This window comes from Paraburkholderia sp. A3BS-1L (assembly GCF_051125215.1).
Lineage (GTDB): Bacteria > Pseudomonadota > Gammaproteobacteria > Burkholderiales > Burkholderiaceae > Paraburkholderia.
Genome location: NZ_CP120442.1, coordinates 2,322,786 through 2,348,737, shown reverse-complemented (window position 1 = coordinate 2,348,737; position 25,952 = coordinate 2,322,786). Strand labels below are relative to the sequence as shown.

The following is a 25,952-nucleotide window of genomic DNA, read 5'->3' as shown; positions in this document are numbered from 1 at the left end:
CTCGCCCCACTAATAGGTATACGTAGATAGCCCCGGGGCGGCGGGCAGGGGGCTCGCGCATGATAGAATCATAAGATTGCGCTGCGTCTGCGGCGTCCATGCGACAGCAGGGCGCGTTGCGCGGTTTGTCTGGCAGGCAGGCTTGCCGGCAGCCCCGTGCGCCCGATAACGACATCGATAATGGATCAATTCGCCAAAGAGACTCTGCCTATCTCCCTCGAGGAGGAAATGCGCCGCTCGTATCTCGACTACGCGATGAGCGTGATCGTCGGGCGGGCGCTGCCGGATGTGCGTGATGGCCTGAAGCCCGTGCACCGGCGCGTGCTGTACGCGATGCACGAGTTGAACAACGACTGGAACCGCGCTTACAAGAAGTCGGCGCGTATCGTCGGCGACGTGATCGGTAAATACCACCCGCACGGCGACACGGCTGTCTATGACACCATCGTCAGGATGGCGCAGGACTTCTCGCTGCGCTACATGTTGGTCGACGGCCAGGGCAACTTCGGCTCGATCGACGGCGATAACGCCGCGGCCATGCGTTACACCGAAATCCGCATGGCGAAGATCGGCCACGAACTGCTCGCCGACATCGACAAGGAAACCGTCGATTTCGGGCCGAACTACGACGGCAGCGAAAACGAGCCGCAGATTCTGCCCGCGCGCATCCCGAACCTGCTCATCAACGGTTCGTCGGGCATCGCGGTTGGCATGGCCACGAATATTCCGCCGCACAATCTCAACGAAGTGGTCGATGCCTGCCAGCATCTGCTGAGGAATCCGCAGACCACGATCGATGAGTTGATCGAAATCATTCCGGCACCGGATTTCCCGACCGCCGGCATCATCTACGGCGTCGCCGGCGTGCGCGACGGCTATCGCACCGGGCGCGGGCGCGTCGTGATGCGCGCGGCCACGCACTTCGAAGAGATCGACCGCGGCCAGCGCATGGCGATCATCGTCGACGAGCTGCCGTATCAGGTGAACAAGCGTTCGTTGCTGGAGCGCATTGCCGAGCTCGTCAACGAAAAGAAGCTCGAAGGCATTTCCGACATCCGCGACGAGTCGGACAAGAGCGGCATGCGCGTCGTGATCGAGCTCAAGCGCGGCGAAGTACCCGAGGTCATCCTCAACAATCTGTATAAGGCGACGCAGCTGCAGGACACGTTCGGCATGAACATGGTCGCGCTGGTGGACAACCAGCCGAAGCTGCTGAACCTGAAAGAAATGCTCGAGCATTTCCTGTCGCACCGCCGCGAAGTGCTCACGCGGCGCACGGTATACGAACTGCGCAAGGCGCGCGAACGCGGCCACGTGCTCGAAGGCCTCGCAGTTGCGCTTGCGAACATCGACGAATTCATCGCCATCATCAAGGCTGCGCCCACGCCGCCGATCGCGAAGCAGGAGTTGATGAACCGTCCGTGGGACTCGTCGCTCGTGCGCGAGATGCTCACGCGCGCGGAGCAGGAGAACGCCTCGGCGGGCGGCCGCGACGCATATCGCCCCGAAGGTCTGAACCCGCAGTACGGCATGCAGACCGACGGCCTCTATCGTCTGTCCGATACGCAGGCGCAGGAAATCCTGCAAATGCGGCTGCAGCGCCTCACGGGCCTGGAGCAGGACAAGATCATCGGCGAGTACCGCGAAGTGATGGCGCAAATCGCCGACTTGCTCGACATCCTCGCGCGTCCCGAGCGCGTAACGGTCATGATCTCCGACGAACTCACCGCGATCAAGAGCGAATTCGGCGACGCCCGCCGCTCGAAGATCGAGATGAACGCGACCGAGCTGAACACCGAGGATCTGATCACGCCCCAGGACATGGTGGTGACCATGTCGCATGCGGGCTACGTGAAATCGCAGCCGTTGTCCGAATATCGCGCCCAAAAGCGCGGAGGTCGCGGCAAGCAGGCCACGTCGATGAAGGAAGACGACTGGATCGACACGCTCTTCATCGCCAATACGCACGACCACATCCTGTGCTTCTCGAATCGGGGCCGCGTGTACTGGGTCAAGGTGTACGAAGTGCCGCAGGGCTCGCGCAACTCGCGCGGCCGTCCGATTGTCAACATGTTCCCGCTTCAGGACGGCGAGAAGATCACGGTCGTGTTGCCGGTGAAGGAGTTCTCGGCGGACAAGTTCGTGTTTATGGCGACTGCACTCGGTACGGTCAAGAAGACGCCACTCGAGGCATTCAGCCGCCCGCTGCGCAAGGGTATTATTGCGGTCGGCCTGGATGAGGGTGACTACCTGATCGGCGCAGCCATCACCGATGGCGCGCACGACGTGATGCTGTTCTCGGACGCCGGCAAGGCAGTGCGCTTCGACGAAAACGACGTGCGGCCGATGGGCCGCGAAGCGCGCGGTGTGCGCGGCATGCAGCTCGAGGAGTCTCAGCAGGTCATCGCGCTCCTCGTGGCGGAAGACGAGCACCAGTCGGTGCTCACGGCAACCGAGAACGGCTACGGCAAACGCACGCCGATCACCGAATACACACGCCACGGCCGCGGCACGAAGGGCATGATCGCGATCCAGACGTCGGAGCGCAACGGCAAGGTGGTGGCGGCTACGCTCGTGGACCCGGAAGCCCAGATCATGCTGATCACGACCACGGGTGTGTTGATCCGCACGCGCGTCTCGGAGATCCGTGAAATGGGCCGTGCGACGCAAGGTGTTACACTCATCAGCCTTGACGAAGGCACGAAGCTTTCTGGCCTGCAGCAGATCGCGGAGGCCGATGCCGAAGGCGACATCGCTGACGGCGAGGATGAAAGCGAAGAGTAAGTTTTGCGTGCAGGTTGATGTGGCCAGGCGGCCCGCGCGAGCGGGCCTCTTCATATCAGGATGCCGTCGGTGTTTTGAGTGGCCAACGGTGCTGAATGGTGCCGGGTGAATTGCAGGATCGGGCGGCGGGCGCGCAAAGCACGCTCCGGAGCGCCCCCCGCAGTTTGCGCGGCAGGCAGTTCGATTATTTTCTCAGAGGGAGTAATGATGCAAAAACGATTCAAGCAGGTAATGTTGCTGGCCGCTCTCGTGCCGACGTTCGCCATGGCGCAAGCGCTTCAGAACCAGGCGCCCGCTCCGGCGGCACCGGCTGCTGCCGCAGCACCGATCGATCCGGCCAAGCAAGCCGCGATCAAGGACCTGCTGGACGCGATCGATGCGCAGAAGCTCGTCGGCGCAATCGGCAACAGCGCGCAAATGCAGGCAAAGCAGCTCGTCCCGGCAATCCTGTCGGACGCGCTGTCGGAAAACAAGACGATGACGGACAAGCAGAAGCAAGCTTCCGTCCCGACGCTGCAGAAGAACGCAGTGCCGAAGCTGGTTGACTCGGCAGGCCAGGTCTTCGCCACGGAGTCGTTCAAGCAGGACGCGATGCAAGCTCAGTACGACGCTTATGCCAAGTACTACAGCACGTCGGAAATCAAGGACCTGACCACGTTCTACAAGAGCCCGACCGGCCGCAAGTTCATCCAGGTTCAAGACCAGGTGGGCCGCGACGTCGTCAACGGTCTGATGCAGAAGTACATGCCGCAGTCGATCAAGGCCACGCGCGACCAGGCTGACAAGGAAGTCGCTTCGGTCAAGCCGGCCAAGTAAGCATCGCCTGTCGCACTTGCCCGGGAGGCCCGCGTTGGCGGGTTCCCGGCGACAATGCGATAATGGCCGTTTGTGCGATAAGCACAAGCGGCCATTATTTTTTTGGCGCACCGGCCTGGGGCCGTGGCGTCTGCCTCGGGGATCCCCATACGATGCGCGTCTTCAACTTCTCCGCCGGACCGGCTGCATTGCCCGAAGAGGTGCTCCGCCAGGCCGCCGACGAAATGCTCGATTGGCACGGCAGTGGCATGAGCGTGATGGAAATGAGCCATCGCGGCCCGGAATTCATGCAAATTCACGGCGAGGCGCTGCTCGATCTGCGCGAACTGATGCAGGTGCCGGCAAGCCACCAGATCCTGTTTCTGCAAGGCGGCGGCATCGGCGAGAACGCGATCGTTCCGCTGAACCTGTTCGGCGCGAAGCCGCGCGCCGACTTCGTGATCACGGGCTCGTGGTCGCAGAAGTCGCAGAAGGAAGCGCTCAAGTATGGCGCGGCGCACATCGCAGCAACGGGCCGCACCGAAGCGGGCTTCACGCACGCGCCGGCGATGAGCGAGTGGAAGCTCTCCAACGATCCCGCCTACGTGCATCTGTGCACGAACGAGACGATCGACGGCGTGGAGACCTTCGAGATTCCCGATCTGGGCGATATTCCGCTCGTGGCCGACGCCTCGTCGCATATCCTTTCGCGCCCGATGGACCTCGCCAAATACGGCGTGCTCTACGGCGGTGCGCAGAAGAACATCGGCATGGCGGGCGTGACGGTCGTGATCGTGCGCGAAGACCTGCTGGACCGCGCAATGCCCATTTGCCCGTCGGCGTTCGAGTGGAAGACCGTTGCTGCGAACAACTCCATGTTCAACACGCCCCCCACTTACGCGATTTACATCGCGGGCCTCGTATTCAAGTGGCTCAAGCGCCAGGGCGGCCTCACGGCCATCGAGGCGCGCAATATCGAAAAAGCGCAGCTGCTCTACGACACGATCGACGCGAGCAGCTTCTACATCAACAAGGTGGAGCGACGCGCGCGCTCGCGGATGAACGTCCCGTTCTTCCTCGCCGATGAAACACGTAACGATGATTTCCTGGCCGGCGCGAAGGCGCGCGGGCTTCTGCAGCTGAAGGGCCACAAGTCCGTCGGCGGCATGCGGGCGTCGATTTACAACGCGGTGCCCCTTGAAGCAGTGAAGGCACTGGTCGAGTACATGAAGGAATTCGAGGCGAAGCACGCCTGACGGGGTTTCACGCCCCGCAAGCGCGCTCTCGCGCATCTCCTTTCAGATTGCCGGTTTCACGCATGGACGACGAACTCAACACACAACTCAAGCCGCTGCGCGAGCGCATCGATGCGATCGATGCCCAGCTCATCGCGCTCCTGAACCAACGCGCGGCGGTGGCGCTCGAAGTGGGCGAGGTCAAGAAGCACTTCAATGCGCCCGTATTCCGCCCGGAGCGCGAGCTCCAGGTGATCGAGCGCCTGCAGAGCATGAGCGAAGGTCCGCTCGGCAACGATCACATCAGCGCGATCTGGCGCGAGATCATGGCCGCGAGCCGCTCGCTCGAAAAGACCATCTCGGTGGCGTATCTCGGCCCGGTCGGCACCTATTCCGAGCAGGCGACGTTCGCGTACTTCGGTCAGTCGATCGAGGGCATGCCGTGCCTGTCCATCGACGAAGTCTTTCGCTCGGTCGAGTCGGGCTCCGCGGAATTCGGCGTCGCGCCGGTCGAGAATTCGACCGAAGGCGCGGTGTCGCGCACGCTCGATCTGCTTCTGCAGACGCAACTCGTGATCGGCGGGGAAATCGCGCTGCCGATCCAGCACAACCTGATGACGCAAAGCGGCACGCTCGACGGCGTGACGCGCGTGTGCGCGCACCCGCAGGCGCTGGCGCAGTGCCAGCGCTGGCTCACGGTCAACGCGCCGCAGCTGGAGCGCCAGGCCGTATCGAGCAACGCCGAGGCCGCGCGCCTCGCGGCGCAGGATCCGACCATCGCGGCCATCGCCGGCGAACGCGCGGCCACGCACTATGGCCTCGCGATCGCCAATGCGCTGATCCAGGACGACCCGCATAACCGCACGCGCTTCGTGATGATCGGCAAGCAGCCGGCGGGCGTGTCGGGCCACGACCAGACCTCGATGATCGTCTCGGTGAAGAACGAGCCGGGCGCCGTCTACAAGCTGCTCGAACCGCTCGCGCGCCACGGCGTGTCGATGACGCGCTTCGAGTCGCGCCCGGCGCGCGTCGGTACGTGGGAGTACTACTTCTACATCGACTTCGAAGGCCATCGCGACGAGCCGGCCGTGGCTGCCGCGCTCGAAGAGTTGGGCAAGAAAGCCGCATTCCTGAAGATTCTCGGCTCGTATCCGCGTTCGCGCTAAGTTCGTTTTTGCCCCGGTTTCGCCGCAGTTGTGCCTCCGCGGCGCGGCGGCCGAAGCCGCCAGCGATCCTGCATGGGGCGAAGCGACGACTTCACGCGGACCTTCGCCGATACTGGAGAAACACGCATGACCACGCAATTCGGCCCAACATACGTGCGCGCGATCGCGCCGTATGTTGCCGGCAAGCCGATTTCCGAAGTTGCCCGCGAGTTCGGCCTCGACGAGGCGCGCATCGTGAAGCTCGCGTCGAATGAGAATCCGCTCGGCATGCCCGAGTCGGCGCAGCGCGCGATTTCACTGGCTGCGAGCGAGTTGGGCCGGTATCCGGATTCGAACGCCTTCGAACTGAAGGCCGCGCTGGCCGCGCGCTACGACGTGCCGCCCGAGTGGATCACGCTAGGCAACGGCAGCAACGACATCCTCGAAATGGCCGCGCACGCATGCGTCGAGCGCGGCCAGTCGATCGTCTATTCGCAATATTCGTTCGCGGTCTATGCACTTGCGACCCAAGGGCTCGGCGCGCGCCATCTCGTGGCGCCCGCCGTACAGTACGGCCACGATCTGGATGCGATGCTCGCGGCCATTGCCGACGATACGCGTCTGCTTTTCGTTGCGAACCCGAACAATCCAACGGGCACGTTCATCGACGGCGCCACGCTCGAAGCGTTCATCGCCAGGGTGCCGGGCCACATTGCCGTGGTGCTCGACGAGGCCTACACCGAGTATCTCGCGGCGGACAAGCGCTACGACTCGATCGCGTGGGCGCGCCGCTATCCGAACCTGCTGGTTTCGCGTACGTTCTCGAAGGCTTACGGGCTCGCGGGCCTGCGCATCGGCTTCGCGATCGCGCAGCCCGAGCTCACCGAACTGCTCAACCGGCTGCGCCAGCCGTTCAACGTGAACACGCTCGCGCAGGCTGCGGCTATTGCGGCGCTCGGCGACGCGGCGTTCCTCGACAAGAGCGCTGCATTGAACGCCGAAGGCTATCGCACGCTGACCGCCGCGTTCGAGCGCATGGGGCTCGAGTACGTGCCGTCGGACGGTAACTTCGTGCTCGTGCGCGTGGGCAACGACGATCAGGCCGGCGATCGCGTCAATCTCGCGCTGCTCAAGCAGGGCGTGATCGTGCGCCCGGTCGGCGGCTATGGCCTGCCGCAGTGGTTGCGCGTGACGATCGGCTTGCCCGAGGAGAACGCGGCATTCCTCGCGGCGCTCGAACGCGCGCTCGCATAGCATGCGCGCGCAATTTTTCTTTATTCCGGTGATGGCGTGAGCGCGTTTTCCTTCAACAAACTGGTGATTTTCGGTGTCGGCCTGATCGGCGGGTCGCTCGCGCGCGCTTTGCGCGAGCGTGGCGACGCCCGGCGTGGCGACGCCACGGGCCAGGTGATTGGCGTGGGCCGCCGTGCCCATTCGGTCGCGCGCGCGCTCGAATTGGGCGTGATCGACGCGGCTGTGACGCTCGATGACGAAGCGGCGCTGGCCGCCGCGCTCGACGGCGCGGACCTCGTGCTGATCGCGGCGCCTGTGGCACAGACGCAGGCGCTGCTCGAACGCGTCGCGCCGCATCTGCAGTCGCACACCATTGTCACCGACGCTGGCAGCACCAAGGGCGACGTGATCGCCGCCGCGCGCGCTGCGCTCGGCGAACGCATCGGCCAGTTCGTGCCGGGGCATCCGATCGCGGGCCGCGAATCGAGCGGCGTCGAAGCGGCGTTGCCGGATTTGTACGTCGGCCGCAACGTCGTGCTGTGTCCGCTCGAGGAAAACTCGCCCGAGGCAGTCGAGCGCATCGCCGCGATGTGGCGTGCAACGGGCGCGGTCATCGGCCAGATGCCGGCTGCGCAGCACGACCGCGTATTCGCTTCGGTGAGCCATTTGCCGCACGTGCTTTCCTTCGCGCTCGTCGACCAGATTCTGGCCACGCCCGACGCCGAGTTGAAATTCTCGTTCGCCGCGGGCGGGTTCCGCGACTTCACACGCATTGCCGCGTCGAGCCCCGAAATGTGGCGTGACGTCTGTCTCGCGAACCGCACTGCGCTGCTCGCGGAACTCGACGCCTACACTAATGTGCTGGCGAGGCTGCGCGCGGCCATCGACGCGGGCGACGGCGCAGCGCTCGAAGCCGTGTTCGCGCGCTCGCGCGCGGCGCGCGAGGCATGGCAGGAACGCGGCGGCAAGCGCGCGAATGGCGAAGGCGGCGCAGCGGCGGAGGGCTCCCAAGCCGCGCCCGGCGCTACCGACGCCGCTGCCAAATAGGCGGTCCCCGGCAATCAGGCAACAGTCATGCGGCGCGGCGCATCGTTTTGAAGCCCGCCACGGCAATATCAGGACAAGCTCATGGAACACCTCAATCTCGGACCGTTCACCCGTGCATCCGGCACGGTACGCCTGCCTGGCTCGAAGAGCATCTCGAATCGCGTGCTGCTGCTTGCGGCGCTCGCCGAAGGTGAAACGACGATCACGAACCTGCTCGACTCCGACGACACCCGCGTGATGCTCGATGCGCTCGCGAAGCTCGGCGTGAAGCTCACGCGCGAAGGCGACACCTGCGTCGTGCAGGGTACGCGCGGCGCGTTCACGGCGAAGCAGGCGGACCTGTTCCTCGGCAACGCGGGCACGGCGGTGCGTCCCCTTACGGCGGCGCTCGCCGTGAATGGCGGCGACTATCGCATCCACGGCGTGCCGCGCATGCACGAGCGGCCCATCGGCGACCTCGTCGACGGCCTGCGCCAGATCGGCGCGAAGATCGACTACGAACAGAACGACGGCTACCCGCCGCTGCGCATCCGCCCGGCGCACATTAGCGTCGACGCGCCCATCCGCGTGCGCGGCGACGTGTCGAGCCAGTTCCTCACCGCGCTGCTCATGACGCTGCCGCTCGTGCGCGCCCAAGGCGGCGTGACGATCGTGGAAGTGGACGGTGAGTTGATCTCGAAGCCCTACATCGATATCACCATCAAGCTGATGGAGCGTTTCGGCGTGAAGGTCGAGCGTCACGGCTGGCAGCGCTTCGAGGTGCCGGCGGGCGTGCGCTATCAGTCGCCGGGCAAGATCATGGTCGAGGGCGACGCTTCGTCGGCGTCGTACTTTCTCGCGGCGGGTGCCATCGGCGGCGGCCCGCTGCGCGTGGAGGGCGTGGGCCGCGCGAGCATTCAGGGCGACGTCGACTTCGCCGCCGCGCTCATGCGCATGGGCGCGAACGTGACGGTGGCCGACGACTGGATCGAAGTGCGCGGCATCGGCAACGATCATGGCAAGCTCGATCCCATCGACATGGATTTCAACCTGATTCCGGACGCGGCGATGACGATCGCCGTGGCGGCGCTCTTTGCCGATGGCGCGACTACGCTGCGCAATATCGCGAGCTGGCGCGTGAAGGAGACCGACCGCATCGCGGCGATGGCGACCGAATTGCGCAAGGTCGGCGCCGACGTGGACGAGGGCCCCGACTACCTGATCGTGCGTCCGCCCGAAAAGCTCGTGCCGAACGCCGCGATCGACACCTACGACGATCACCGCATGGCGATGTGCTTCTCGCTCGTGAGCCTCGGCGGCGTGCCGGTGCGCATCAACGACCCGAAGTGCGTCGGCAAGACATTCCCCGATTATTTCGAGCGCTTTCTGGCGCTCGCGCAATCCTGATTCCACCGCAGTCGCCCCCCCCGCCGCATGAAACAGATTCGTCCCTTTTATCCGACGCCCCTGATCGCGATCGACGGCCCGACTGCCTCCGGCAAGGGCACGGTGGCCACGCTGGTTGCCGCGCACCTCGGCTTTCACTTGCTCGACAGCGGGGCGTTGTACCGGCTCGCCGCGCTCGCGAGCATGCGCTACGCGATTGCGGCCGATGACGCCGACGGGCTTGCAAGGCTGATCGACGATCTCCACATCACGTTCCGCGAAGGGCTCGCGCAACTCGATGGCGTTGACGTTTCGAACGAAATCCGCGCGGAGGAAGTCGGCAACCGGGCCTCCGTGATTGCCGCGCATCCGTCCGTGCGCGCCGCGCTGGTGGCCCGCCAACGGGCGTTCCGCAAGCTTCCGGGTCTCGTCGCCGATGGCCGCGATATGGGCACGGTAATCTTCCCGGACGCCGACCTGAAGGTGTTCCTGACGGCCAGCGTGGAGGCTCGCGCGGCCCGCCGGTATAAGCAATTGATCCAAAAAGGTTTTTCTGCTAATATGGATGACTTGCTCCGGGATTTGCGTGAACGCGACGCGCGCGACAGCAATCGCGCGGCCGCGCCGCTCAAGCCCGCAGCGGATGCGAAGCTGTTGGATACCTCGGCGCTGTCCATCGACCAGGCGGTCGAACAGGTCGTGCAGTGGTACCAGGAGTCGAGCCAGCGATCCGTGCGCCATCCCGATGGCCACGGCAAGTCGCAGAGTAAAGAGCAGTCGTAGCAAGTAGTGGTGCCCTGCTGGGAAGCAGGGCGTTTGTTAAACCCTTTAACCCCGTATGGCTTTTGCATCTGCGCCGCGAACGTAAGCGCTCCGGCCTCAACGCCGACAGTCAAAACTGACTGACGTGCAGCAAAAACCATGCAAATCCAGATTTTTATGTCCGACCTGCAAACCTCCACCCCGAATACCGAATCTTTCGCGGCTCTGTTCGAAGAGTCGCTGACCCGCCAGGACATGCGTGCCGGCGAAGTCATCTCCGCTGAAGTCGTGCGCGTCGACCACAACTTCGTGGTCGTCAACGCTGGCCTGAAGTCCGAGGCTTACATTCCCATCGAGGAATTCCTGAACGACCAGGGCGAAGTGGAGGTTCAGGCGGGCGATTTCGTTTCCGTCGCGATCGACGCGCTGGAAAACGGCTACGGCGACACCATCCTGTCGCGCGACAAGGCGAAGCGTCTCGCTTCGTGGCTGTCGCTGGAAAAGGCTCTCGACAACAACGAACTCGTGACCGGCACGATCACGGGCAAGGTCAAGGGCGGCATGACCGTGATGGTCAACGGTATCCGCGCGTTCCTGCCGGGTTCGCTCGTCGACACGCGTCCGGTCAAGGACACGACGCCGTACGAAGGCAAGACGCTCGAATTCCGCGTCATCAAACTCGACCGCAAGCGTAACAACGTCGTGCTGTCGCGCCGCGCAGTGATCGAAGCCACGCAGGGCGAAGAGCGCGCAAAGCTGCTCGAAACGCTCAAGGAAGGCGCGATCGTCAACGGCGTGGTCAAGAACATCACCGACTACGGCGCGTTCGTGGACCTCGGCGGCATCGACGGCCTGCTGCACATCACCGACATCGCATGGCGCCGCGTGCGCCACCCGTCGGAAGTCCTGTCGGTTGGCCAGGAAGTCACCGCCAAGATCCTCAAGTTCGACCAGGAAAAGAACCGCGTTTCGCTCGGTATCAAGCAACTGGGCGACGATCCGTGGGAAGGCATCTCGCGCCGCTACCCGTCGGGCACGCGCCTGTTCGGCAAGGTCACGAACATCACCGACTACGGCGCGTTCGTCGAAGTCGAATCGGGCATCGAAGGCCTGGTTCACGTGTCGGAAATGGACTGGACCAACAAGAACGTTGCTCCGTCGAAGGTTGTCCAGCTGGGCGACGAAGTCGAAGTCATGGTCCTCGAGATCGACGAAGACCGCCGCCGTATCAGCCTCGGCATGAAGCAGTGCAAGGCCAACCCGTGGGATGACTTCAGCCGCAACTTCAAGAAGGGCGACAAGCTGCAAGGCGCGATCAAGTCGATCACCGACTTCGGCGTGTTTATCGGCCTGCCCGGCGGCATCGACGGCCTGGTTCACCTCTCCGACCTGTCGTGGAGCGAAACCGGCGAAGAAGCTGTCCGCAAGTACAAGAAGGGCGACGAAGTCGAGGCCGTGGTTCTGGGCATCGACGTCGAGAAGGAACGCATCTCGCTCGGCATCAAGCAGCTCGAAGGCGACCCGTTCAGCAACTTCGTTGCTGTCAACGACAAGGGCTCGATCGTCGACGGCGTGGTCAAGTCGGTCGACGCCAAGGGCGCTGTCGTGACGCTGAACGCAGACGTCGAAGGCTACCTGCGTGCTTCGGAAATCGCGCAAGACCGCGTGGAAGATGCTCGCAACGTGCTGAAGGAAGGCGACAAGGTCAACGCGATGATCATCAACATCGATCGCAAGTCGCGTGGCATCAACCTGTCGATCAAGGCGAAGGATTCGGCCGAGACGCAGGAAGCGCTGCGCAGCATGTCGGCTGATTCGGGTCAGGCTGCCACCGGCACGACCAACCTCGGCGCGCTGCTCAAGGCCAAGCTCGACGGCCAGAACCAGTAAGCCTCAAACGGGGGCAAGCTGAAGTATGACCAAATCTGAATTGGTCGCGCAGCTGGCTACGCGATTTCCGCAACTTGTTCTGAAGGATGCGGATTTCGCGGTCAAGACGATGCTCGATGCGATGTCCGAGGCGCTTGCCAAGGGTCATCGCATCGAAATTCGTGGCTTTGGCAGTTTCGGCCTGAATCGCCGGCCGTCGCGCGTCGGACGCAATCCCAAGTCGGGTGAGAAGGTGCTGGTGCCTGAGAAGTTCGTGCCGCATTTCAAGCCTGGCAAAGAGTTGCGCGAGCGCGTCGACCGTCATTCGGGCGAGCCGCTGAAGGCAGACGAGCCGGACGACGATCTGTAAGCGCCGCAGGGTATTCGCAGCGGTTGCAGCCGTTGGCGGTCAATGCCAGATGGCCAGTGCATGGACCGAAAAAAGCGCAGGGTTTTTCGAAACCCGGCGCTTTTTTTTCGTCCACGTTTTTGCCGGTGCGGCTTGCGGCTTTGCGCACGTGCCGGCTCGCGAGCCGTTCCATTACAATACGGGACACTTCGGCGCCCCCGATGCTGCGGCGCAGCAAAGGGGCGGTGCCGGCGCATTCCCGCAACTGCCAAGAGAATCCTTCATGAGATTTATCGCCTGGGTGATCCGTGTACTGGTGTTCGTGTTATTGCTCGTGCTTGCACTGGAAAACACGGATCCTGCGACACTGCACGTCCTGGCCGGCTATTCGTGGCAGGCTCCGCTGATTCTGATCGGGCTGGCGTTCTTCGTTGTGGGGCTGCTGGCCGGTCTGCTTTCGGCGCTGCCCGCGATGTTCCGGCTGCGCATGGAGAACGGACGCCTGAAGCGCGACCTTCGCACCGCGAAGGAAGCGCCCGCAACGCCTGCGGAGCCGCCGCTGCCGCCGCTTATCTGATTTGACTTGCCGTGCCGCGCGCCGCCGATGCCACAAAGGTGCTTTACGGGTGCTTGAAGGGTGTCCGCAGCACGCGGCCTGATTACCGTTCCTACCATCGCTCGCATGGATCTCGATTTTTGGTGGCTGCTCGTCATTCCCGTCGCATTTGCGTTCGGCTGGATGGCGTCGCGCTACGACCTGAAGGCGTTGCTGTCCGAAAGCGCCAATCTGCCGCGTTCGTATTTCCGCGGTCTGAATTTCCTGCTCAACGAGCAGCCCGACAAGGCCATCGACGCGTTCATCGAGGTTGCCAAGCTCGATCCCGAAACAGTCGAACTGCACTTCGCGCTTGGCAACCTGTTTCGCCGCCGCGGTGAAACCGATCGCGCGATCCGTGTGCACCAGAATCTGCTGTCGCGCTCGGACCTGCCCGTGAACGAGCGCGATCACGCGCTCTATGAACTCGGCCAGGACTTCCTGAAAGCCGGCATGCTCGATCGCGCGGAAGAGACGTTCAGCATGCTCAAGTCGGGCGACTATGCGCAGGGCGCGCAGCGCGCGCTGCTCACGATCTATGAGATCGAAAAGGACTGGAACCGCTCGATCGAGACGGCGCGGTTGCTCGAAACCATGGGAGCGGAGCCGCTCGGCCTCGAAATCGCCCAGTTCCACTGCGAGCTTTCGCAGGAAGCGCTGCAGCGCAAAAACCCGGACGAGGCGCGGCGCCAGCTTGTGCTCGCGCTCAAGGCCAATGAGCAGAGCGTGCGCGCGACGATTCTCGGCGGCGACGTCGACGCTGCGAGCGGTGACTGGCAGGCTGCGCTCGCGCAGTGGAAGCGCGTCGAAGCCCAGAACCCCGCCTATCTGCCGCTGGTGGCCGAGAAGATCATGAAAGGCTACGAGGCGCTGGGCCGCACGCAAGAAGGGGCGCAACTGCTCACCGGGTGGGTCGATCGCTATTCATCGAACGATCTACTCGATGTCGCCTATAGATACGTGGCTGAGCTGAGCGGCCCCGACGCGGCCCACGCGCTCGCCCGCGCGCAAATGCAGAAGTCACCGAATCTCGCCGGCATGACGCGCCTGCTCGAAGCTCAGCAGGCGAACGCCGAAGAGCCGCGGCGCGGCGAGCTCGAACTCATGAGCAAGCTGATCCAGCAGCGCACCAAGAATCTGCCGCGTTACACGTGCCAGAATTGTGGCTTCCGGGCGCGCCTTTTCTACTGGCAGTGTCCCGGTTGCAGCGGCTGGGAAACGTATGCGCCGCGCCGCGTCGAGCCCATCCCCGCACCAGGTTGATGCGCGCATCGGCGCATAAGCCACATCCATTTCCGAATTTGTCACCGGAGCGCGTATGAAAATCACCATTATCGGTACCGGCTATGTCGGTCTCGTCACCGGGGCGTGCCTTGCCGAAATCGGTCACGACGTGTTCTGCCTCGACGTCGATCCGCGCAAGATCGATATCCTGAACGGCGGCGGCGTGCCGATCCATGAGCCGGGTTTGCTCGAACTCATCGAGCGCAACCGCAAGGCCCGCCGCATCACGTTTTCCACCGACGTTGCCGCAAGCGTCGCGCACGGCGAGGTCCAGTTCATCGCCGTGGGCACGCCGCCCGACGAAGACGGCTCGGCGGACCTGCAGTACGTGCTCGAAGCTGCGCGCAGCATCGGCCGCTACATGAACGGCTTCAAGGTGATCGTCGACAAGTCGACGGTGCCGGTAGGCACCGCCCAGCGCGTGCAGGCTGTGATCGCCGAAGAGCTTTCGAAGCGCGGCCTCGACGGCAGCGGCCAGCACCGCTTCTCGGTGGTCTCGAACCCCGAGTTCCTGAAGGAGGGCGCAGCGGTCGATGACTTCATGCGCCCCGACCGCATCATCGTCGGCATCGACGACGACGCGAACGGCGAGGTCGCGCGCGAGAAGATCAAGCGCCTCTATGCTCCGTTCAACCGCAACCACGAACGCACGATCTACATGGACGTGCGCTCGGCCGAGTTCACGAAGTACGCGGCCAACGCCATGCTCGCCACGCGCATCTCGTTCATGAACGAGATGGCGAATCTCGCCGACCGCGTGGGCGCCGACATCGAGTCGGTGCGCCGCGGCATCGGCTCCGATCCGCGCATCGGCTATCACTTCCTTTACGCGGGCTGCGGCTATGGCGGCTCGTGCTTCCCGAAGGACGTGCAGGCGCTGATCCGCACGGCTGCCGAGTCGGGGCAGAATCTGCGCATCCTGGAAGCGGTCGAGAACGTGAACGATGACCAGAAGGACGTGCTCGTGCAAAAGATCGTCAAGTCGCTTGGCGAGGACCTCACGGGCAGGCGCTTCGCGGTCTGGGGCCTCGCGTTCAAGCCGAACACCGACGACATGCGCGAGGCGCCGAGCCGTCGCCTGATCGCCGAGCTCCTCACGCGCGGCGCGACAGTGTCGGCCTACGATCCGGTCGCGACCGACGAGGCGCGGCGTGTGTTCGCGCTCGATCTCGCTGGCGCGCCGGATCAGCACGCGCGCCTCACGTTCGCGGCGAGCCAGGACGAGACGCTCAAGGGTGCCGATGCACTCGTGATCGTCACCGAATGGACGGCGTTCAAGGCTCCAGACTTCGAGTATCTGAAAGAGACGCTGAAGGCGCCGCGCATTTTCGACGGGCGCAACCTCTATGAACCCGACACAATGGCGGAGCTCGGTTTTGACTACCACTCGATTGGACGGCCTCATGTCAAGCACGCAACAGCCCCAGCAGCCTGAGAACGCGGCGCTCGCTCCCGAGGTTACGGTCGTGCCGCGCGAGAGATTTGCGGCGTCGCGCGTGCTGGTAGTGGGCGACGTCATGCTCGACCGCTACTGGTTCGGCGACGTCAACCGCATTTCGCCGGAAGCACCGGTGCCGGTGGTTCATGTGCAGCGCCAGGAGGACCGCCTCGGCGGCGCAGCCAACGTGGCGCGCAACGCGGCGGCGCTCGGTGCGAGCGCGGGCCTTTTGTGCGTGGTGGGGCACGACGAGCCCGGCGAGCGCATCGTCGAGCTGCTCGGCGAGAGCCACGTGAGAGCGTATCTCGAGCGCGATCCCGCGCTGCCCACCACGATCAAGCTGCGCGTGCTGTCGCGTCAGCAGCAGCTGCTGCGGGTGGACTTCGAAAAATCGCCCGCGCATGAGGCGCTGCTCGCGGGCCTCGCGCGCTTCGATGCGCTGCTGCCCTCTCACGACGTGATCCTGATGTCCGACTACGCGAAGGGCGGCCTCACGCACGTCACGCAGATGATCGCGAAGGCGCGCGCCGCGGGCAAATCCGTGCTGGTCGATCCGAAGGGCGACGATTGGGAGCGCTATCGCGGCGCGAGCATCATCACGCCGAACCGTGCGGAATTGCGCGAGGTGGTGGGTTCCTGGAAGTCCGAAGCGGATCTGCTCGCGCGCGTGACGAAGCTGCGCCAGGAACTGCAGTTCGACGCGCTGCTGCTCACGCGCTCGGAAGAGGGTATGACGCTCTTTTCCAATGCCGGCGTGCTGCACGCGCCGGCTGTCGCACGCGAAGTGTATGATGTCTCGGGTGCGGGCGACACCGTGATCGCGACGGTCGCGGCCTCACTGGGCGCGGGCCTCTCGCTCGTCGAGGCCGTCGCGCTCGCGAACCGCGCCGCCGGCATCGTGGTCGGCAAGCTCGGTACCGCCACCGTCGACTACGACGAACTCTTTCAATGACGTTCCGCGGGCGGCCCGCTTGTAACATAGCGGGCGCGGCTGCTCGACGGGCGCGGTGAGGCAGGGATTTCAGGAGAGTTTTCCCGGCCTCGCGTGAACCTCTTCACCGCAGAATTACCATGACCCTCATTGTGACCGGCGCGGCCGGCTTCATCGGCAGCAACATCGTCAAGGCGCTGAACGAACGCGGCGAAGACCGCATCATCGCCGTCGACAATCTCACTCGCGCGGACAAGTTCAGGAATCTCGTCGACTGCGAGATCGACGATTACCTCGACAAGACCGAGTTCGTCGAACGCTTTGCGCGCGGCGATTTCGGCAAGGTGCGCGCGGTGTTTCATGAAGGCGCCTGTTCGGACACCATGGAAACCGACGGCCGCTACATGATGGACAACAACTTCCGTTATAGCCGCACGGTGCTCGACACTTGCCTCGCTCACGGCACGCAGTTTTTGTATGCGTCGTCGGCGGCCATCTATGGCGGGTCGAGCCGCTTTGTCGAAGATCGCGAAGTGGAAGCGCCGCTGAACGTCTATGGCTATTCGAAATTCCTGTTCGACCAGGTGATCCGGCGCGTGCTGCCCACCGCGCAAAGCCAGATCGCAGGCTTTCGCTACTTCAACGTGTATGGGCCGCGCGAGACGCACAAGGGCCGCATGGCCTCGGTGGCGTTCCACAACTTCAATCAGTTCCGCGCCGAAGGCAAAGTGAAGCTGTTCGGCGAATACAACGGCTACGCACAGGGCGAGCAGACGCGCGACTTCGTGTCCGTCGAAGACGTCGTGAAGGTCAACCTGTTCTTCTTCGATCATCCCGAGAAAAGCGGCATCTTCAACCTTGGCAGCGGCCGTGCACAACCGTTCAACGACATCGCGAGCACGGTGGTCAACACGCTGCGCGTGATGGACGGCAAGAGTGCGCTCACGCTCGAAGAGCAGGTGCAGCAAGGCCTCATCGAATACATTGCGTTCCCCGATGCGCTGCGCGGCAAGTACCAGTGCTTCACGCAGGCCGATCTCGCGAAGCTGCGCGCAGCGGGCTACGACGCCCCGTTCCTGACGGTGCAAGAGGGCGTCGATCGCTATGTGCGCTGGCTGTCCGGCCAGGTGTAAGCGAAGGCCGCGTCTGCCTAAACTGGACTCTCCTCGCCGGCGATGGTCGCTGGCGTTGGCATCAAGGAGATCCAGCATGATCAAGAAGTTGCTCGCTGCGGCAGCGCTCGTTGCCGCATTCGGCCAGGTGTTCGCCGCCGTGGACGTCAACACGGCCAACGAAGACGCGCTGCGCGGCATCAAGGGCATCGGGCCCGCGCGCGCCAAGGCCATTCTCGATGAGCGCAGCGCGCACGGTCCGTTCAAGGATGCATCCGATCTCGGCAAGCGTGTGAAGGGCCTCGGTGGTCATACCGTCGAACGTTTGCAGTCCGAAGGGCTGGCGGTCGGGCCTGCCAATGCGCAGGCCGCGCAAGGCACGCAGACCGCACAGGCGGGTGCGAAGGCCGCCCCAGCGAAGACCACGGCAGTGCAACCGCAAGCCGCAACGGTGGCTGTCAAGAAGTAGCTTTTTCGACTTCTTATTCAGGAGGCCTACCTGTATCTCACGGGGCTCGTCTCCTTCAGGCACCGTACCGGCGAGGTCGACCCGCGGCCCGGGCCGCGGGTTTTTGCGCCGCCGACATCCCTTACGCCTGCAGGGCTCCCTCAGCGCGGGATAGCCGCGTGGTTTAGAATCCAAAAATCACCCATCACGCCAGACCGGCGCCCGACCGCCATTACCTATGCCATACAAGACCATTGAAGACACGATCGGCAACACGCCGCTCGTGCAACTCGTCCGCGTGCTCGACGACGAGATTCGCGCCCGCAACAACATCGTGCTGGCCAAGCTGGAAGGCAACAACCCGGCGGGCTCGGTGAAGGACCGGCCGGCGCTTTCAATGATCCGCAAGGCTGAAGAGCGTGGTCGCATCAAGCCGGGCGACACGCTCATCGAAGCCACCAGCGGCAACACGGGCATCGCGCTGGCCATGGCCGCGGCCATTCGCGGCTACAAGATGGTGCTGATCATGCCCGAGGACCTGTCCATCGAGCGTCGCCAGAGCATGGCCGCCTATGGCGCCGAGATCATGCTCACGCCCGTAAAGGGCGGCATGGAATATGCGCGCGACCTCGCCGAGCAGATGCAGCGCGACGGCAAGGGCATCATCCTCGACCAGTTCGCGAATCCCGACAATCCGCTTGCGCACTACGAGGGCACCGGCCCGGAAATCTGGCGGGAGACCGAGGGGCGCATCACGCACTTTGTTTCGTCGATGGGTACGACGGGCACGATCATGGGTACGTCGCATTACCTCAAGGAGCAGAACCCGGCGATCGAGATCGTCGGTGCGCAGCCCGAAGAGGGGTCGCGCATTCCCGGCATCCGCAAGTGGCCGGAAGCCTACATGCCGAAGATCTTCGACCGCAGCCGCGTGGACCGCACCGAAAACGTGAGCCAGGCCGCCGCCGAAGCAATGGCGCGCCGCCTTGCCTCGGTGGAAGGCATTTTTGCGGGGATTTCGTCGGGTGGCGCATGCGAGGTGGCCTTGCGCATCGCGCGCCAGGTCGAGAATGCGACCATCGTGTTCATCGTCTGCGACCGTGGCGACCGCTATCTGTCGACCGGGGTGTTTCCGGCGTGATGGCCGCCGTGGCGCGGTAAAACGGGCGCATTGTGCGCCTGAATTGAAAAACGGGCGGGTTGTCTCTCGAAAGACAACCCGCCCGTTGTGGTATCCGGCGCTTAATGTTTCTTACTGACGCTGCGCCGATTGTGCGCCGCCGGTCGCGAGCATCTGCGCCTTCACGCGTTGGCCCAGTTGATAGACCGCGAGCGCGTAAAAGAAGCTGCGGTTATAGCGCGTGAGCACATAGAAGTTTTTCAGCCCGAGCATGTACTCGGTCGCGCGGCCCGGGGTAGGCAGGTCGATGACCGTGATCGGCGTGTTGCCCTCGGCGGCGAGGTCCACGCCCGGCTCGTTCAGGGCGAGGCCCGAGCGCATCAATTGCGCGAGCGGCATGCGGGGCTCGGGCTTGCCGTCGGCGGCGGCCTGCGCGATGCCCTGGCTGCCCGCGTCGCTTGCGATCTTCCATACCACGGGGCGGCCTGGCTCCCAGCCGTTCTGCTTCAGATAGTTGGCGACGCTGCCGATCGCATCGGCCGGGCTGTTGCGCAGGTCGATGTGATGATCGCCTTCGTAATCGACGGCGTATTGCACGATGCTGCTCGGCAGGAACTGCGGAATGCCGATTGCGCCTGTGTACGAGCCGAGCACCGAACTCGGATCGAGCTGCTGGTCGCGCGTCCATACGAGATAGTCTTCGAGATTCTTGCGGAACGTCGCCATGCGGTCGGTGCGATTGGGCGTGTCCGGATAGTCGAAGGCGAGCGTGGTGAGTGCGTCGAGCACGCGGAAGTTGCCCATGTAGCGCCCGTAGATCGTCTCCACGCCGATGATGCCGACGATCACCTCGGGCGGTACGCCGAACTGGTCGGCCGCGCGCTGCAGCGTGGCCTCGTTCGCGCGCCAGAAGCGCACGCCCGCGTTGATGCGCACCGTGTCGAGAAAACGCGCCTGATACGCGCGCCAGTTCTTCGCGCTCGGCGTGGGCGAGGGCGTGACGAGCTTCACCGCCGTGGCCGAATAGCTCACGGTCGAGAAGAGCGCGTGCAGCGCGTCGGCGTTGAAGTCGTAGCGCGCGACCATGCCGTTGATGAAGGTGTCGACATTGGCATTGTTCGCATAGCGCTGAGGGACGATTTCCTCTTCAAACGTCTGACCGTTTTGCGTGGTGCCTTGCTGCGGCGCCGGGACGGGCGCAGAGGGCTTCTGGTTCGCGCCCGGCGCGGCCTGTCCTGCGGATTGCGCCGGTTGAGTCGCCTTCGCGGGTTTCGTCGATTGCGCTTGCTCGGCGCATGCCGACAGTGCCGCCACAGCGCAAAGCGCGACGGCGAAAGACTTGAAGCGCGGTTGGCTGAGGGCGGGTGAAGCGCACAGGTGCGCGGGCTTTTGCGTCATGGCAGGCGGGCGGGTTTGAACGAGAGGACGTGATCCGGCGCAGTATACCCGAGCCCTTGGCGCAGAAAGCCCCTGGACGTGCGCTGATACGGGCTCGTGGTTGATGTGCGGGGGCGCTGTGGTAACGTGGCAACTGTTCGCGCTCGAACGCGGCCTGTGCGACTGTTGCAAACGCTTGCGCGGCAAACCCGACGAAAGACCTGATGGAGACCCGCAGCGTGCCCGAGTGCAGACTCGAGCGCACGGTGCGGCCAGTACGAGACATGACGACCGGCTTTTTCTCGCATCCCGATTGCCTGCTGCATGAAATGGGCGAGTGGCATCCCGAATGCCCCGCACGCCTGCAGGCGATCGAAGACCAACTCATTGCGAGCCGCATCGACGTGCTGATCGAGCGCGACGATTCCGCGCCGCTTGCCGGCGAAGGCGCGCTTCTGCGCGTGCACACCCAGGCGCATATCGACTATCTGCGCGAGCTTTCGCCGCAGGAAGGCTACGCGGCAATCGACCCCGACACGTCGATGAATCCGCACACGTTGCAGGCCGCGTTGCGTGCCGCGGGCGTGGCCGTCGCGGCGACCGATGCGGTGATCGAGGGCCGCTACGAAAACGCGTTTTGCAGCGTGCGCCCGCCCGGACACCACGCCGAGCCCGCGCGCGCCATGGGCTTTTGCTTTTTCAACAACGTCGCGGTTGCGGCGCGCCATGCGCTCGATGTGCACGGTCTGTCGCGCGTCGCGATCATCGACTTTGATGTGCATCATGGAAACGGCACGGAGGCCGCGTTTGCGGGCGATTCGCGCGTGCTCATGTGCAGCATTTTCCAGCACCCGTTCTATCCGTTCTCGGGCGCGGACAACCAGGCGCCGAACATGGTCAACGTGCCGATGCCGGCGCGCAGCAAGGGCATGGACGTGCGCGAGGCGGTCGACATCATGTGGCTGCCGCGACTGCACGAGTTCAAGCCGGAGATGGTGTTCGTCTCGGCAGGGTTCGATGCGCATCGCGAGGACGATCTCGGCAATCTGGGCCTCGTCGAGGACGACTACGCGTGGATCACCGAGCAGATCCGCGAGGTCGCGAAGCGTCACGCGAAGGGGCGCATCGTGAGCTGTCTCGAAGGCGGCTACAACCTGTCGGCGCTGGGGCGCAGCGTGGTGGCGCATCTGCGCGCGCTGGCCGATATCTGATCGAGGCGGCCGCCGCCGTTCCCCGAATCCCGCGCGGCCGCATCGGGCGCGCCTACCTTAGAAGGAGCCGTGCATCATGAGTGCCGCAGGCGTTCCGCTTTCATCCGCATCATCGGCCGATGACGCGCCGCTCGTCGAGGTCGAGCATGACGCGCATGGCGTGTCCGGCGTCGTGCGTCTCACGCTGAACCGGCCGGATGCGTTCAACGCGCTCTCCGAAGCGCTCATCGACGCGTTACAGGCGCAATTGACCGGCATCGCGAAATCGGATGCGCGTGTCGTGGTGATCGCAGCGGCGGGCCGCGCGTTCTGCGCCGGTCACGACCTCCGGGAAATGCGTGCGGCGCCTTCGCTCGATTACTACAAGCGGCTGTTCGCGCGCTGCTCGAAGATGATGCTCACGGTCCAGACGATGCCGCAGCCCGTGATCGCGTGCGTGCAGGGCGTGGCGACAGCGGCCGGCTGCCAGCTCGTCGCGATGTGCGATCTCGCCGTGGCCGCCGAGTCGGCCCGTTTCGCGGTGTCGGGCATCAACCTCGGGTTGTTCTGCTCGACGCCGGCGGTCCCGCTCACGCGCAACGTCTCGCGCAAGGCCGCGTTCGAGATGCTGATGACAGGCGAATTCATCGATGCACAGAAGGCCTTGCGCGAAGGGCTCGTGAATCGCGTCGTCGCGGCGGACGAACTCGATGCCGCGGTGAGCGCGCTTGCCGCGAGTATCTGCGCGAAGCCGCGCGAGGCGGTGGCGGCGGGCAAGGGGCTGTTCTACCGTCAACTGGAGATGGGCATCGAAGCCGCGTATCAACTGGCCGGGCAGACCATGGCCTGCAACATGATGACCGATCCGGCGCTCGACGGCGTGCAGGCGTTCATCGAGAAGCGGTCGGGTAAATAGACGCACTAGCAGCAGCACAAGCAGCCGCAACCACGCGCCGGCCTCAAGGCAGGTGGCGGCCGATCCAATCCACCATTGAATCAATCACGCGCTGGCGGTCGAGATCGTTGAGCGTCTCGTGATAACTGCCTTCGTAGAGCGTGAGGGTCCGGTCGGGCGACCCCACCTGCGCGCTGAACGCGCGGCTGCCTTCGGGCTCGGTGAGCTTGTCCTCGGTGCCATGCCAGATCAGCACCGGCATGCGCAAGCGTGCGCGGCCCGCTTCGATGCGCTTCATTGCTTCGAGCAACTCGGCGCCCGTGCGCGCGGGAATCGCGCCGTGGTGAACCAGCGGATCGGCGCGGTTCGCCGCGACCACGGCGGCGTCGCGCGCGAGCAGGGCTGCGTCGATCTTCATGGCGGGAAAGCCCGGCCAGACCGCGCTCATTACGCGGCTCGCCGCGATCATCCAGTTCGGCACATCGCGGCCAGGCGCGAGCGCGGCGCTCGAAAGCAGCAGGCCCGCGAACGCGACGTCCGCGCGTGGGGCGCGCTCGATCGCATAGAGCGCGGCAATCGCGCCGCCCATGCTGTGGCCCATCAGGAAGAGCGGCGTCTTGCGCGCGCGGCATTGCTCGGCGGCGTGCTCGACTAGCGCCTGGACATCGTCGAGATAATCGTCGAAGCGGGTGACCCATGCGCGGCGTCCGCCGGCGTGACCATGTCCCCGCAGATCGATCGCATAAACATCGATGCCCGCCGCGTTCAGGCGCGCCGCGAGCGGCGCGTAGCGGCCCGCATGCTCGGCGAGGCCGTGCACGAGCGCAATGGCCGCGCGGGGCTCGGCGCCAGGGGCGTACCAGGCATAGAGCGGCAACTCGGTGCCGTCGCGGGAGCGCAGCGTCTTGCGCTGCGGCGGGGCACTGGCCGTCGATGCCGCTGCCGCGCATGCCGCGTCCCTGGGTTGGGTCGTCTCCATCGTCGCTGCTCTCCCGACTATTTATTGATGTCGTGCTGAACGGTCGGCAGAGAGTAGCACCCGTTTCCGGAGTTTCGGGACATCGACGCCGCAATCCCGCTCTAATGCCCCAAGGTTATTAAATTATCGGAAACGATTATTAATAGGAATTTGCCCGCCAGGGTAAAATGCCGGATCAATTCCAGTCCAGCAAGCGGCGGCTGTCTGCCGGCGCGACGCGTCTTGTGATCTTGTGCGATCGAAAGATCGCGGCACATGCAACGCGGCGCGCGGCACATCCGCCGTTTCGTTTTTTTCATGATCGAAATTCGAAACGTTTCCCAGCGCTTTGCCGGGCCACAAGGCTGGATCGAAGCGCTGCACAACGTCAATCTGACGGTTCCGCCGGGGGAAGTGTTCGGCATCATCGGGCGCAGCGGGGCGGGCAAGAGCACGCTCGTGCGCACCATCAATCTGCTCACGCGGCCCACCGAAGGCGACATCGTCGTCAATGGGCGCACGCTCACGTCGCTCTCCAGCGCCGACTTGCGCGAGGCGCGCCGCGAGATCGGCATGATCTTCCAGCATTTCAATCTGCTCTCGTCGCGCACCGTGTTCGACAACGTCGCGCTGCCGCTCGAGCTCGCGGGCATGAAGCGTCCGCAGATCGAGGAGGCGGTGCTGCCGCTGCTCGAACTCGTCGGCCTCTCCGCGCAGAAGGACCGCTATCCGTCGCAGATCAGCGGCGGCCAGAAGCAGCGCGTGGGCATTGCGCGCGCGCTCGCGAGCAGGCCCAAGGTGCTGCTCTCCGACGAAGCGACGTCCGCGCTCGATCCGGAGACCACGCGTGCGATTCTCGACTTGTTGCGCAAGATTAATCGCGAGCTGAATCTGACAATTGTGATGATCACGCACCAGATGGAAGTGATCAAACAGGTCTGCGATCGCGTGGCCGTGCTCGACGCGGGCCGCGTCGTGGAAACCGGTCCCGTGATCGACGTGTTCTTGCAGCCGCGCCACGAAGTCACGCGCGCGCTGCTAGGCGACGTGATCGCGCAGGAGCTGCCGCCCGCGCTCAAGGCGCGCGTGGCCGAGCGTCTCGCGAAGGGCAGCGGGCACTTGCTGCGACTGGCCTTCACGGGCACGGGCGTCGATCAGCCGGTGCTCTCGGAGACGATCCGCCGCTTCGAGCTCGATTTCAACATCTTGCATGGCCAGATCGACGAGATCCAGGGCCAGGCGTTCGGCTCGCTCGCGGTGCTCGCGGGCGGCGATCCGGTGAAGGTTGCGCAGGCCATTGCCTGGCTGCGCGAGCAGGGCGTGGTGGTGGAGGAGTTGTCTCATGTGGACTGAAATGTTCGATATGTTCGTCCAGTCGTTCTGGGAGACGCTCATCATGGTGGGCATTTCCGGCGTGGTGGGCGCGGCCATCGGCCTGCCGCTCGGCGTGCTGCTTTATCTGACCGACCGCGAGGGCGTGTTGCAGAACCTCGCCGTCAATCGCGTGATGGGCGGCATCGTCAACGCCGTGCGCTCGACGCCGTTCATCATTCTGCTGGTTGCCGTGATTCCGTTCACGCGCGTCGTGGTGGGCTCGTCGATTGGCACTGCGGCCGCCATCGTGCCGCTCACGATCTCCGCCGCGCCGTTCATCGCGCGTCTCGTGGAAACCGCGCTGCGCGAAGTGGATCGCGGCCTTATCGAAGCCGCGCAGGCCATGGGTGCGAGCACGCGTCAGATCGTCTTCAAAGTGCTGCTGCCCGAATCGCTGCCGGGCGTGGTGGCCGGCTTGACCATCACGTTCATTTCGCTCGTCGGCTATTCGGCGATGGCTGGCGCAATCGGCGGCGGCGGCCTCGGCGACCTGGGCATCCGCTATGGCTATCAGCGCTTCGAGCCCGAAGTCATGCTGATCGTCGTCGTGATCCTGATCGTGTTCGTGCAGCTCGTGCAGTCGTTCGGCGACTGGCTCGTGCGGCGCTTGAGCCATAAATAAGCAGTCCTTCGAGAACTTCACACA

Annotated in this window: 23 protein-coding genes; 21 read left to right on the top strand and 2 right to left on the bottom strand. The window is 64.4% G+C overall.

All coding sequences use genetic code 11. The features are described 5' to 3' along the window. Window positions 1–180: 180 nt before the first annotated feature. The 17 genes from gyrA to cysM all read left to right on the top strand — a co-directional run bounded on the left by gyrA (window position 181) and on the right by cysM (window position 19,533). Window positions 181–2,784: a DNA gyrase subunit A gene (gene gyrA, locus P5W99_RS10645; protein ID WP_434660649.1), complete on the top strand. Its 2,604-nt coding sequence runs from the start codon at window positions 181–183 to the stop codon at window positions 2,782–2,784. 207 nt (window positions 2,785–2,991) lie between these two features. After that, the gene (locus P5W99_RS10640) at window positions 2,992–3,600 is read left to right on the top strand and encodes a DUF2059 domain-containing protein (protein WP_421025249.1); all 609 of its coding nucleotides are present in this window, start codon (window positions 2,992–2,994) and stop codon (window positions 3,598–3,600) included. Between the two features lie 152 nt (window positions 3,601–3,752). Then, on the top strand, window positions 3,753–4,835 hold the full coding sequence (serC, locus tag P5W99_RS10635) for a 3-phosphoserine/phosphohydroxythreonine transaminase (protein ID WP_421024454.1): 1,083 nt from the start codon (window positions 3,753–3,755) through the stop codon (window positions 4,833–4,835). Between the two features lie 62 nt (window positions 4,836–4,897). Further along, window positions 4,898–5,980, top strand: a complete 1,083-nt coding sequence (pheA, locus tag P5W99_RS10630) for a prephenate dehydratase (RefSeq protein ID WP_434660647.1) — start codon at window positions 4,898–4,900, stop codon at window positions 5,978–5,980. A gap of 126 nt (window positions 5,981–6,106) precedes the next feature. Further along, window positions 6,107–7,213, top strand: coding sequence for a histidinol-phosphate transaminase (gene hisC / locus P5W99_RS10625; RefSeq protein WP_421024452.1), 1,107 nt, complete (start codon window positions 6,107–6,109; stop codon window positions 7,211–7,213). Window positions 7,214–7,249: 36 nt separating this feature from the next. Further along, on the top strand, window positions 7,250–8,239 hold the full coding sequence (locus P5W99_RS10620) for a prephenate dehydrogenase (protein ID WP_434660645.1): 990 nt from the start codon (window positions 7,250–7,252) through the stop codon (window positions 8,237–8,239). Between the two features lie 81 nt (window positions 8,240–8,320). After that, window positions 8,321–9,625, top strand: coding sequence for a 3-phosphoshikimate 1-carboxyvinyltransferase (gene aroA / locus P5W99_RS10615; protein WP_434660643.1), 1,305 nt, complete (start codon window positions 8,321–8,323; stop codon window positions 9,623–9,625). 27 nt (window positions 9,626–9,652) lie between these two features. Beyond that, complete coding sequence (cmk, locus tag P5W99_RS10610; RefSeq protein WP_421024449.1) at window positions 9,653–10,387, top strand: (d)CMP kinase; 735 nt, start codon at window positions 9,653–9,655, stop codon at window positions 10,385–10,387. Between the two features lie 138 nt (window positions 10,388–10,525). Beyond that, window positions 10,526–12,256, top strand: a complete 1,731-nt coding sequence (rpsA, locus tag P5W99_RS10605; protein ID WP_213293869.1) for a 30S ribosomal protein S1 — start codon at window positions 10,526–10,528, stop codon at window positions 12,254–12,256. Between the two features lie 25 nt (window positions 12,257–12,281). Further along, entirely contained in the window at window positions 12,282–12,605 is a 324-nt protein-coding gene (locus P5W99_RS10600) for an integration host factor subunit beta (protein ID WP_035522478.1), read from the top strand. Window positions 12,606–12,867: 262 nt separating this feature from the next. Continuing rightward, the gene (locus P5W99_RS10595; protein WP_129562524.1) at window positions 12,868–13,161 is read left to right on the top strand and encodes a lipopolysaccharide assembly protein LapA domain-containing protein; all 294 of its coding nucleotides are present in this window, start codon (window positions 12,868–12,870) and stop codon (window positions 13,159–13,161) included. Window positions 13,162–13,266: 105 nt separating this feature from the next. Further along, window positions 13,267–14,442 (top strand): lipopolysaccharide assembly protein LapB, encoded by a 1,176-nt coding sequence (gene lapB, locus P5W99_RS10590; RefSeq protein WP_421024447.1) that lies wholly within the window; start codon window positions 13,267–13,269, stop codon window positions 14,440–14,442. A gap of 55 nt (window positions 14,443–14,497) precedes the next feature. After that, window positions 14,498–15,898: a UDP-glucose dehydrogenase family protein gene (locus tag P5W99_RS10585; protein WP_421024446.1), complete on the top strand. Its 1,401-nt coding sequence runs from the start codon at window positions 14,498–14,500 to the stop codon at window positions 15,896–15,898. Then, the gene (rfaE1, locus tag P5W99_RS10580) at window positions 15,867–16,853 is read left to right on the top strand and encodes a D-glycero-beta-D-manno-heptose-7-phosphate kinase (RefSeq protein WP_421024445.1); all 987 of its coding nucleotides are present in this window, start codon (window positions 15,867–15,869) and stop codon (window positions 16,851–16,853) included. The genes P5W99_RS10585 and rfaE1 overlap by 32 nt, the downstream gene beginning before the upstream one ends. Before the next feature lie 119 nt (window positions 16,854–16,972). After that, the gene (gene rfaD / locus P5W99_RS10575; protein ID WP_434660639.1) at window positions 16,973–17,965 is read left to right on the top strand and encodes an ADP-glyceromanno-heptose 6-epimerase; all 993 of its coding nucleotides are present in this window, start codon (window positions 16,973–16,975) and stop codon (window positions 17,963–17,965) included. Between the two features lie 76 nt (window positions 17,966–18,041). Beyond that, window positions 18,042–18,413, top strand: a complete 372-nt coding sequence (locus tag P5W99_RS10570) for a ComEA family DNA-binding protein (protein ID WP_421024443.1) — start codon at window positions 18,042–18,044, stop codon at window positions 18,411–18,413. Between the two features lie 217 nt (window positions 18,414–18,630). Further along, window positions 18,631–19,533, top strand: a complete 903-nt coding sequence (gene cysM, locus P5W99_RS10565; protein ID WP_213293901.1) for a cysteine synthase CysM — start codon at window positions 18,631–18,633, stop codon at window positions 19,531–19,533. A 111-nt stretch (window positions 19,534–19,644) separates the two neighbouring features. Here the strand turns inward: cysM and mltB are convergent, their stop codons facing one another. Continuing rightward, the gene (gene mltB, locus P5W99_RS10560) at window positions 19,645–20,910 is read right to left on the bottom strand and encodes a lytic murein transglycosylase B (protein ID WP_421024442.1); all 1,266 of its coding nucleotides are present in this window, start codon (window positions 20,908–20,910) and stop codon (window positions 19,645–19,647) included. Between the two features lie 263 nt (window positions 20,911–21,173). Here mltB and P5W99_RS10555 point away from each other — a divergent pair, with 263 nt between their 5' ends. Both P5W99_RS10555 and P5W99_RS10550 read left to right on the top strand, forming a co-directional pair. Beyond that, complete coding sequence (locus P5W99_RS10555) at window positions 21,174–22,100, top strand: histone deacetylase family protein (RefSeq protein ID WP_421025248.1); 927 nt, start codon at window positions 21,174–21,176, stop codon at window positions 22,098–22,100. Window positions 22,101–22,176: 76 nt separating this feature from the next. Then, window positions 22,177–22,995 carry an enoyl-CoA hydratase gene (locus P5W99_RS10550; RefSeq protein ID WP_421024441.1) on the top strand — a complete coding sequence of 273 codons (819 nt, stop codon included), beginning with the start codon at window positions 22,177–22,179 and terminating at the stop codon, window positions 22,993–22,995. A gap of 43 nt (window positions 22,996–23,038) precedes the next feature. Here the strand turns inward: P5W99_RS10550 and P5W99_RS10545 are convergent, their stop codons facing one another. Continuing rightward, on the bottom strand, window positions 23,039–23,953 hold the full coding sequence (locus P5W99_RS10545) for a lysophospholipase (RefSeq protein ID WP_434660636.1): 915 nt from the start codon (window positions 23,951–23,953) through the stop codon (window positions 23,039–23,041). Between the two features lie 297 nt (window positions 23,954–24,250). Between P5W99_RS10545 and P5W99_RS10540 the strand changes: the two genes are divergently transcribed. After that, the gene (locus P5W99_RS10540) at window positions 24,251–25,285 is read left to right on the top strand and encodes a methionine ABC transporter ATP-binding protein (RefSeq protein ID WP_421024438.1); all 1,035 of its coding nucleotides are present in this window, start codon (window positions 24,251–24,253) and stop codon (window positions 25,283–25,285) included. Then, window positions 25,275–25,928, top strand: a complete 654-nt coding sequence (locus P5W99_RS10535) for a methionine ABC transporter permease (protein WP_421043386.1) — start codon at window positions 25,275–25,277, stop codon at window positions 25,926–25,928. Before P5W99_RS10540 ends, P5W99_RS10535 begins: the two co-directional genes overlap by 11 nt. Window positions 25,929–25,952 lie beyond the last annotated feature (24 nt).

Coding starts and splice junctions, on each gene's coding strand:
- gyrA (WP_434660649.1), top strand. CDS start 181: ATGGATCAATTCGCCAAAGAGACTCTGCCTATCTCCCTCGAGGAGGAA.
- P5W99_RS10640 (WP_421025249.1), top strand. CDS start 2,992: ATGCAAAAACGATTCAAGCAGGTAATGTTGCTGGCCGCTCTCGTGCCG.
- serC (WP_421024454.1), top strand. CDS start 3,753: ATGCGCGTCTTCAACTTCTCCGCCGGACCGGCTGCATTGCCCGAAGAG.
- pheA (WP_434660647.1), top strand. CDS start 4,898: ATGGACGACGAACTCAACACACAACTCAAGCCGCTGCGCGAGCGCATC.
- hisC (WP_421024452.1), top strand. CDS start 6,107: ATGACCACGCAATTCGGCCCAACATACGTGCGCGCGATCGCGCCGTAT.
- aroA (WP_434660643.1), top strand. CDS start 8,321: ATGGAACACCTCAATCTCGGACCGTTCACCCGTGCATCCGGCACGGTA.
- cmk (WP_421024449.1), top strand. CDS start 9,653: ATGAAACAGATTCGTCCCTTTTATCCGACGCCCCTGATCGCGATCGAC.
- rpsA (WP_213293869.1), top strand. CDS start 10,526: ATGCAAATCCAGATTTTTATGTCCGACCTGCAAACCTCCACCCCGAAT.
- P5W99_RS10600 (WP_035522478.1), top strand. CDS start 12,282: ATGACCAAATCTGAATTGGTCGCGCAGCTGGCTACGCGATTTCCGCAA.
- P5W99_RS10595 (WP_129562524.1), top strand. CDS start 12,868: ATGAGATTTATCGCCTGGGTGATCCGTGTACTGGTGTTCGTGTTATTG.
- lapB (WP_421024447.1), top strand. CDS start 13,267: ATGGATCTCGATTTTTGGTGGCTGCTCGTCATTCCCGTCGCATTTGCG.
- P5W99_RS10585 (WP_421024446.1), top strand. CDS start 14,498: ATGAAAATCACCATTATCGGTACCGGCTATGTCGGTCTCGTCACCGGG.
- rfaE1 (WP_421024445.1), top strand. CDS start 15,867: ATGTCAAGCACGCAACAGCCCCAGCAGCCTGAGAACGCGGCGCTCGCT.
- rfaD (WP_434660639.1), top strand. CDS start 16,973: ATGACCCTCATTGTGACCGGCGCGGCCGGCTTCATCGGCAGCAACATC.
- P5W99_RS10570 (WP_421024443.1), top strand. CDS start 18,042: ATGATCAAGAAGTTGCTCGCTGCGGCAGCGCTCGTTGCCGCATTCGGC.
- cysM (WP_213293901.1), top strand. CDS start 18,631: ATGCCATACAAGACCATTGAAGACACGATCGGCAACACGCCGCTCGTG.
- mltB (WP_421024442.1), bottom strand. CDS start 20,910: ATGACGCAAAAGCCCGCGCACCTGTGCGCTTCACCCGCCCTCAGCCAA.
- P5W99_RS10555 (WP_421025248.1), top strand. CDS start 21,174: ATGACGACCGGCTTTTTCTCGCATCCCGATTGCCTGCTGCATGAAATG.
- P5W99_RS10550 (WP_421024441.1), top strand. CDS start 22,177: ATGAGTGCCGCAGGCGTTCCGCTTTCATCCGCATCATCGGCCGATGAC.
- P5W99_RS10545 (WP_434660636.1), bottom strand. CDS start 23,953: ATGGAGACGACCCAACCCAGGGACGCGGCATGCGCGGCAGCGGCATCG.
- P5W99_RS10540 (WP_421024438.1), top strand. CDS start 24,251: ATGATCGAAATTCGAAACGTTTCCCAGCGCTTTGCCGGGCCACAAGGC.
- P5W99_RS10535 (WP_421043386.1), top strand. CDS start 25,275: ATGTGGACTGAAATGTTCGATATGTTCGTCCAGTCGTTCTGGGAGACG.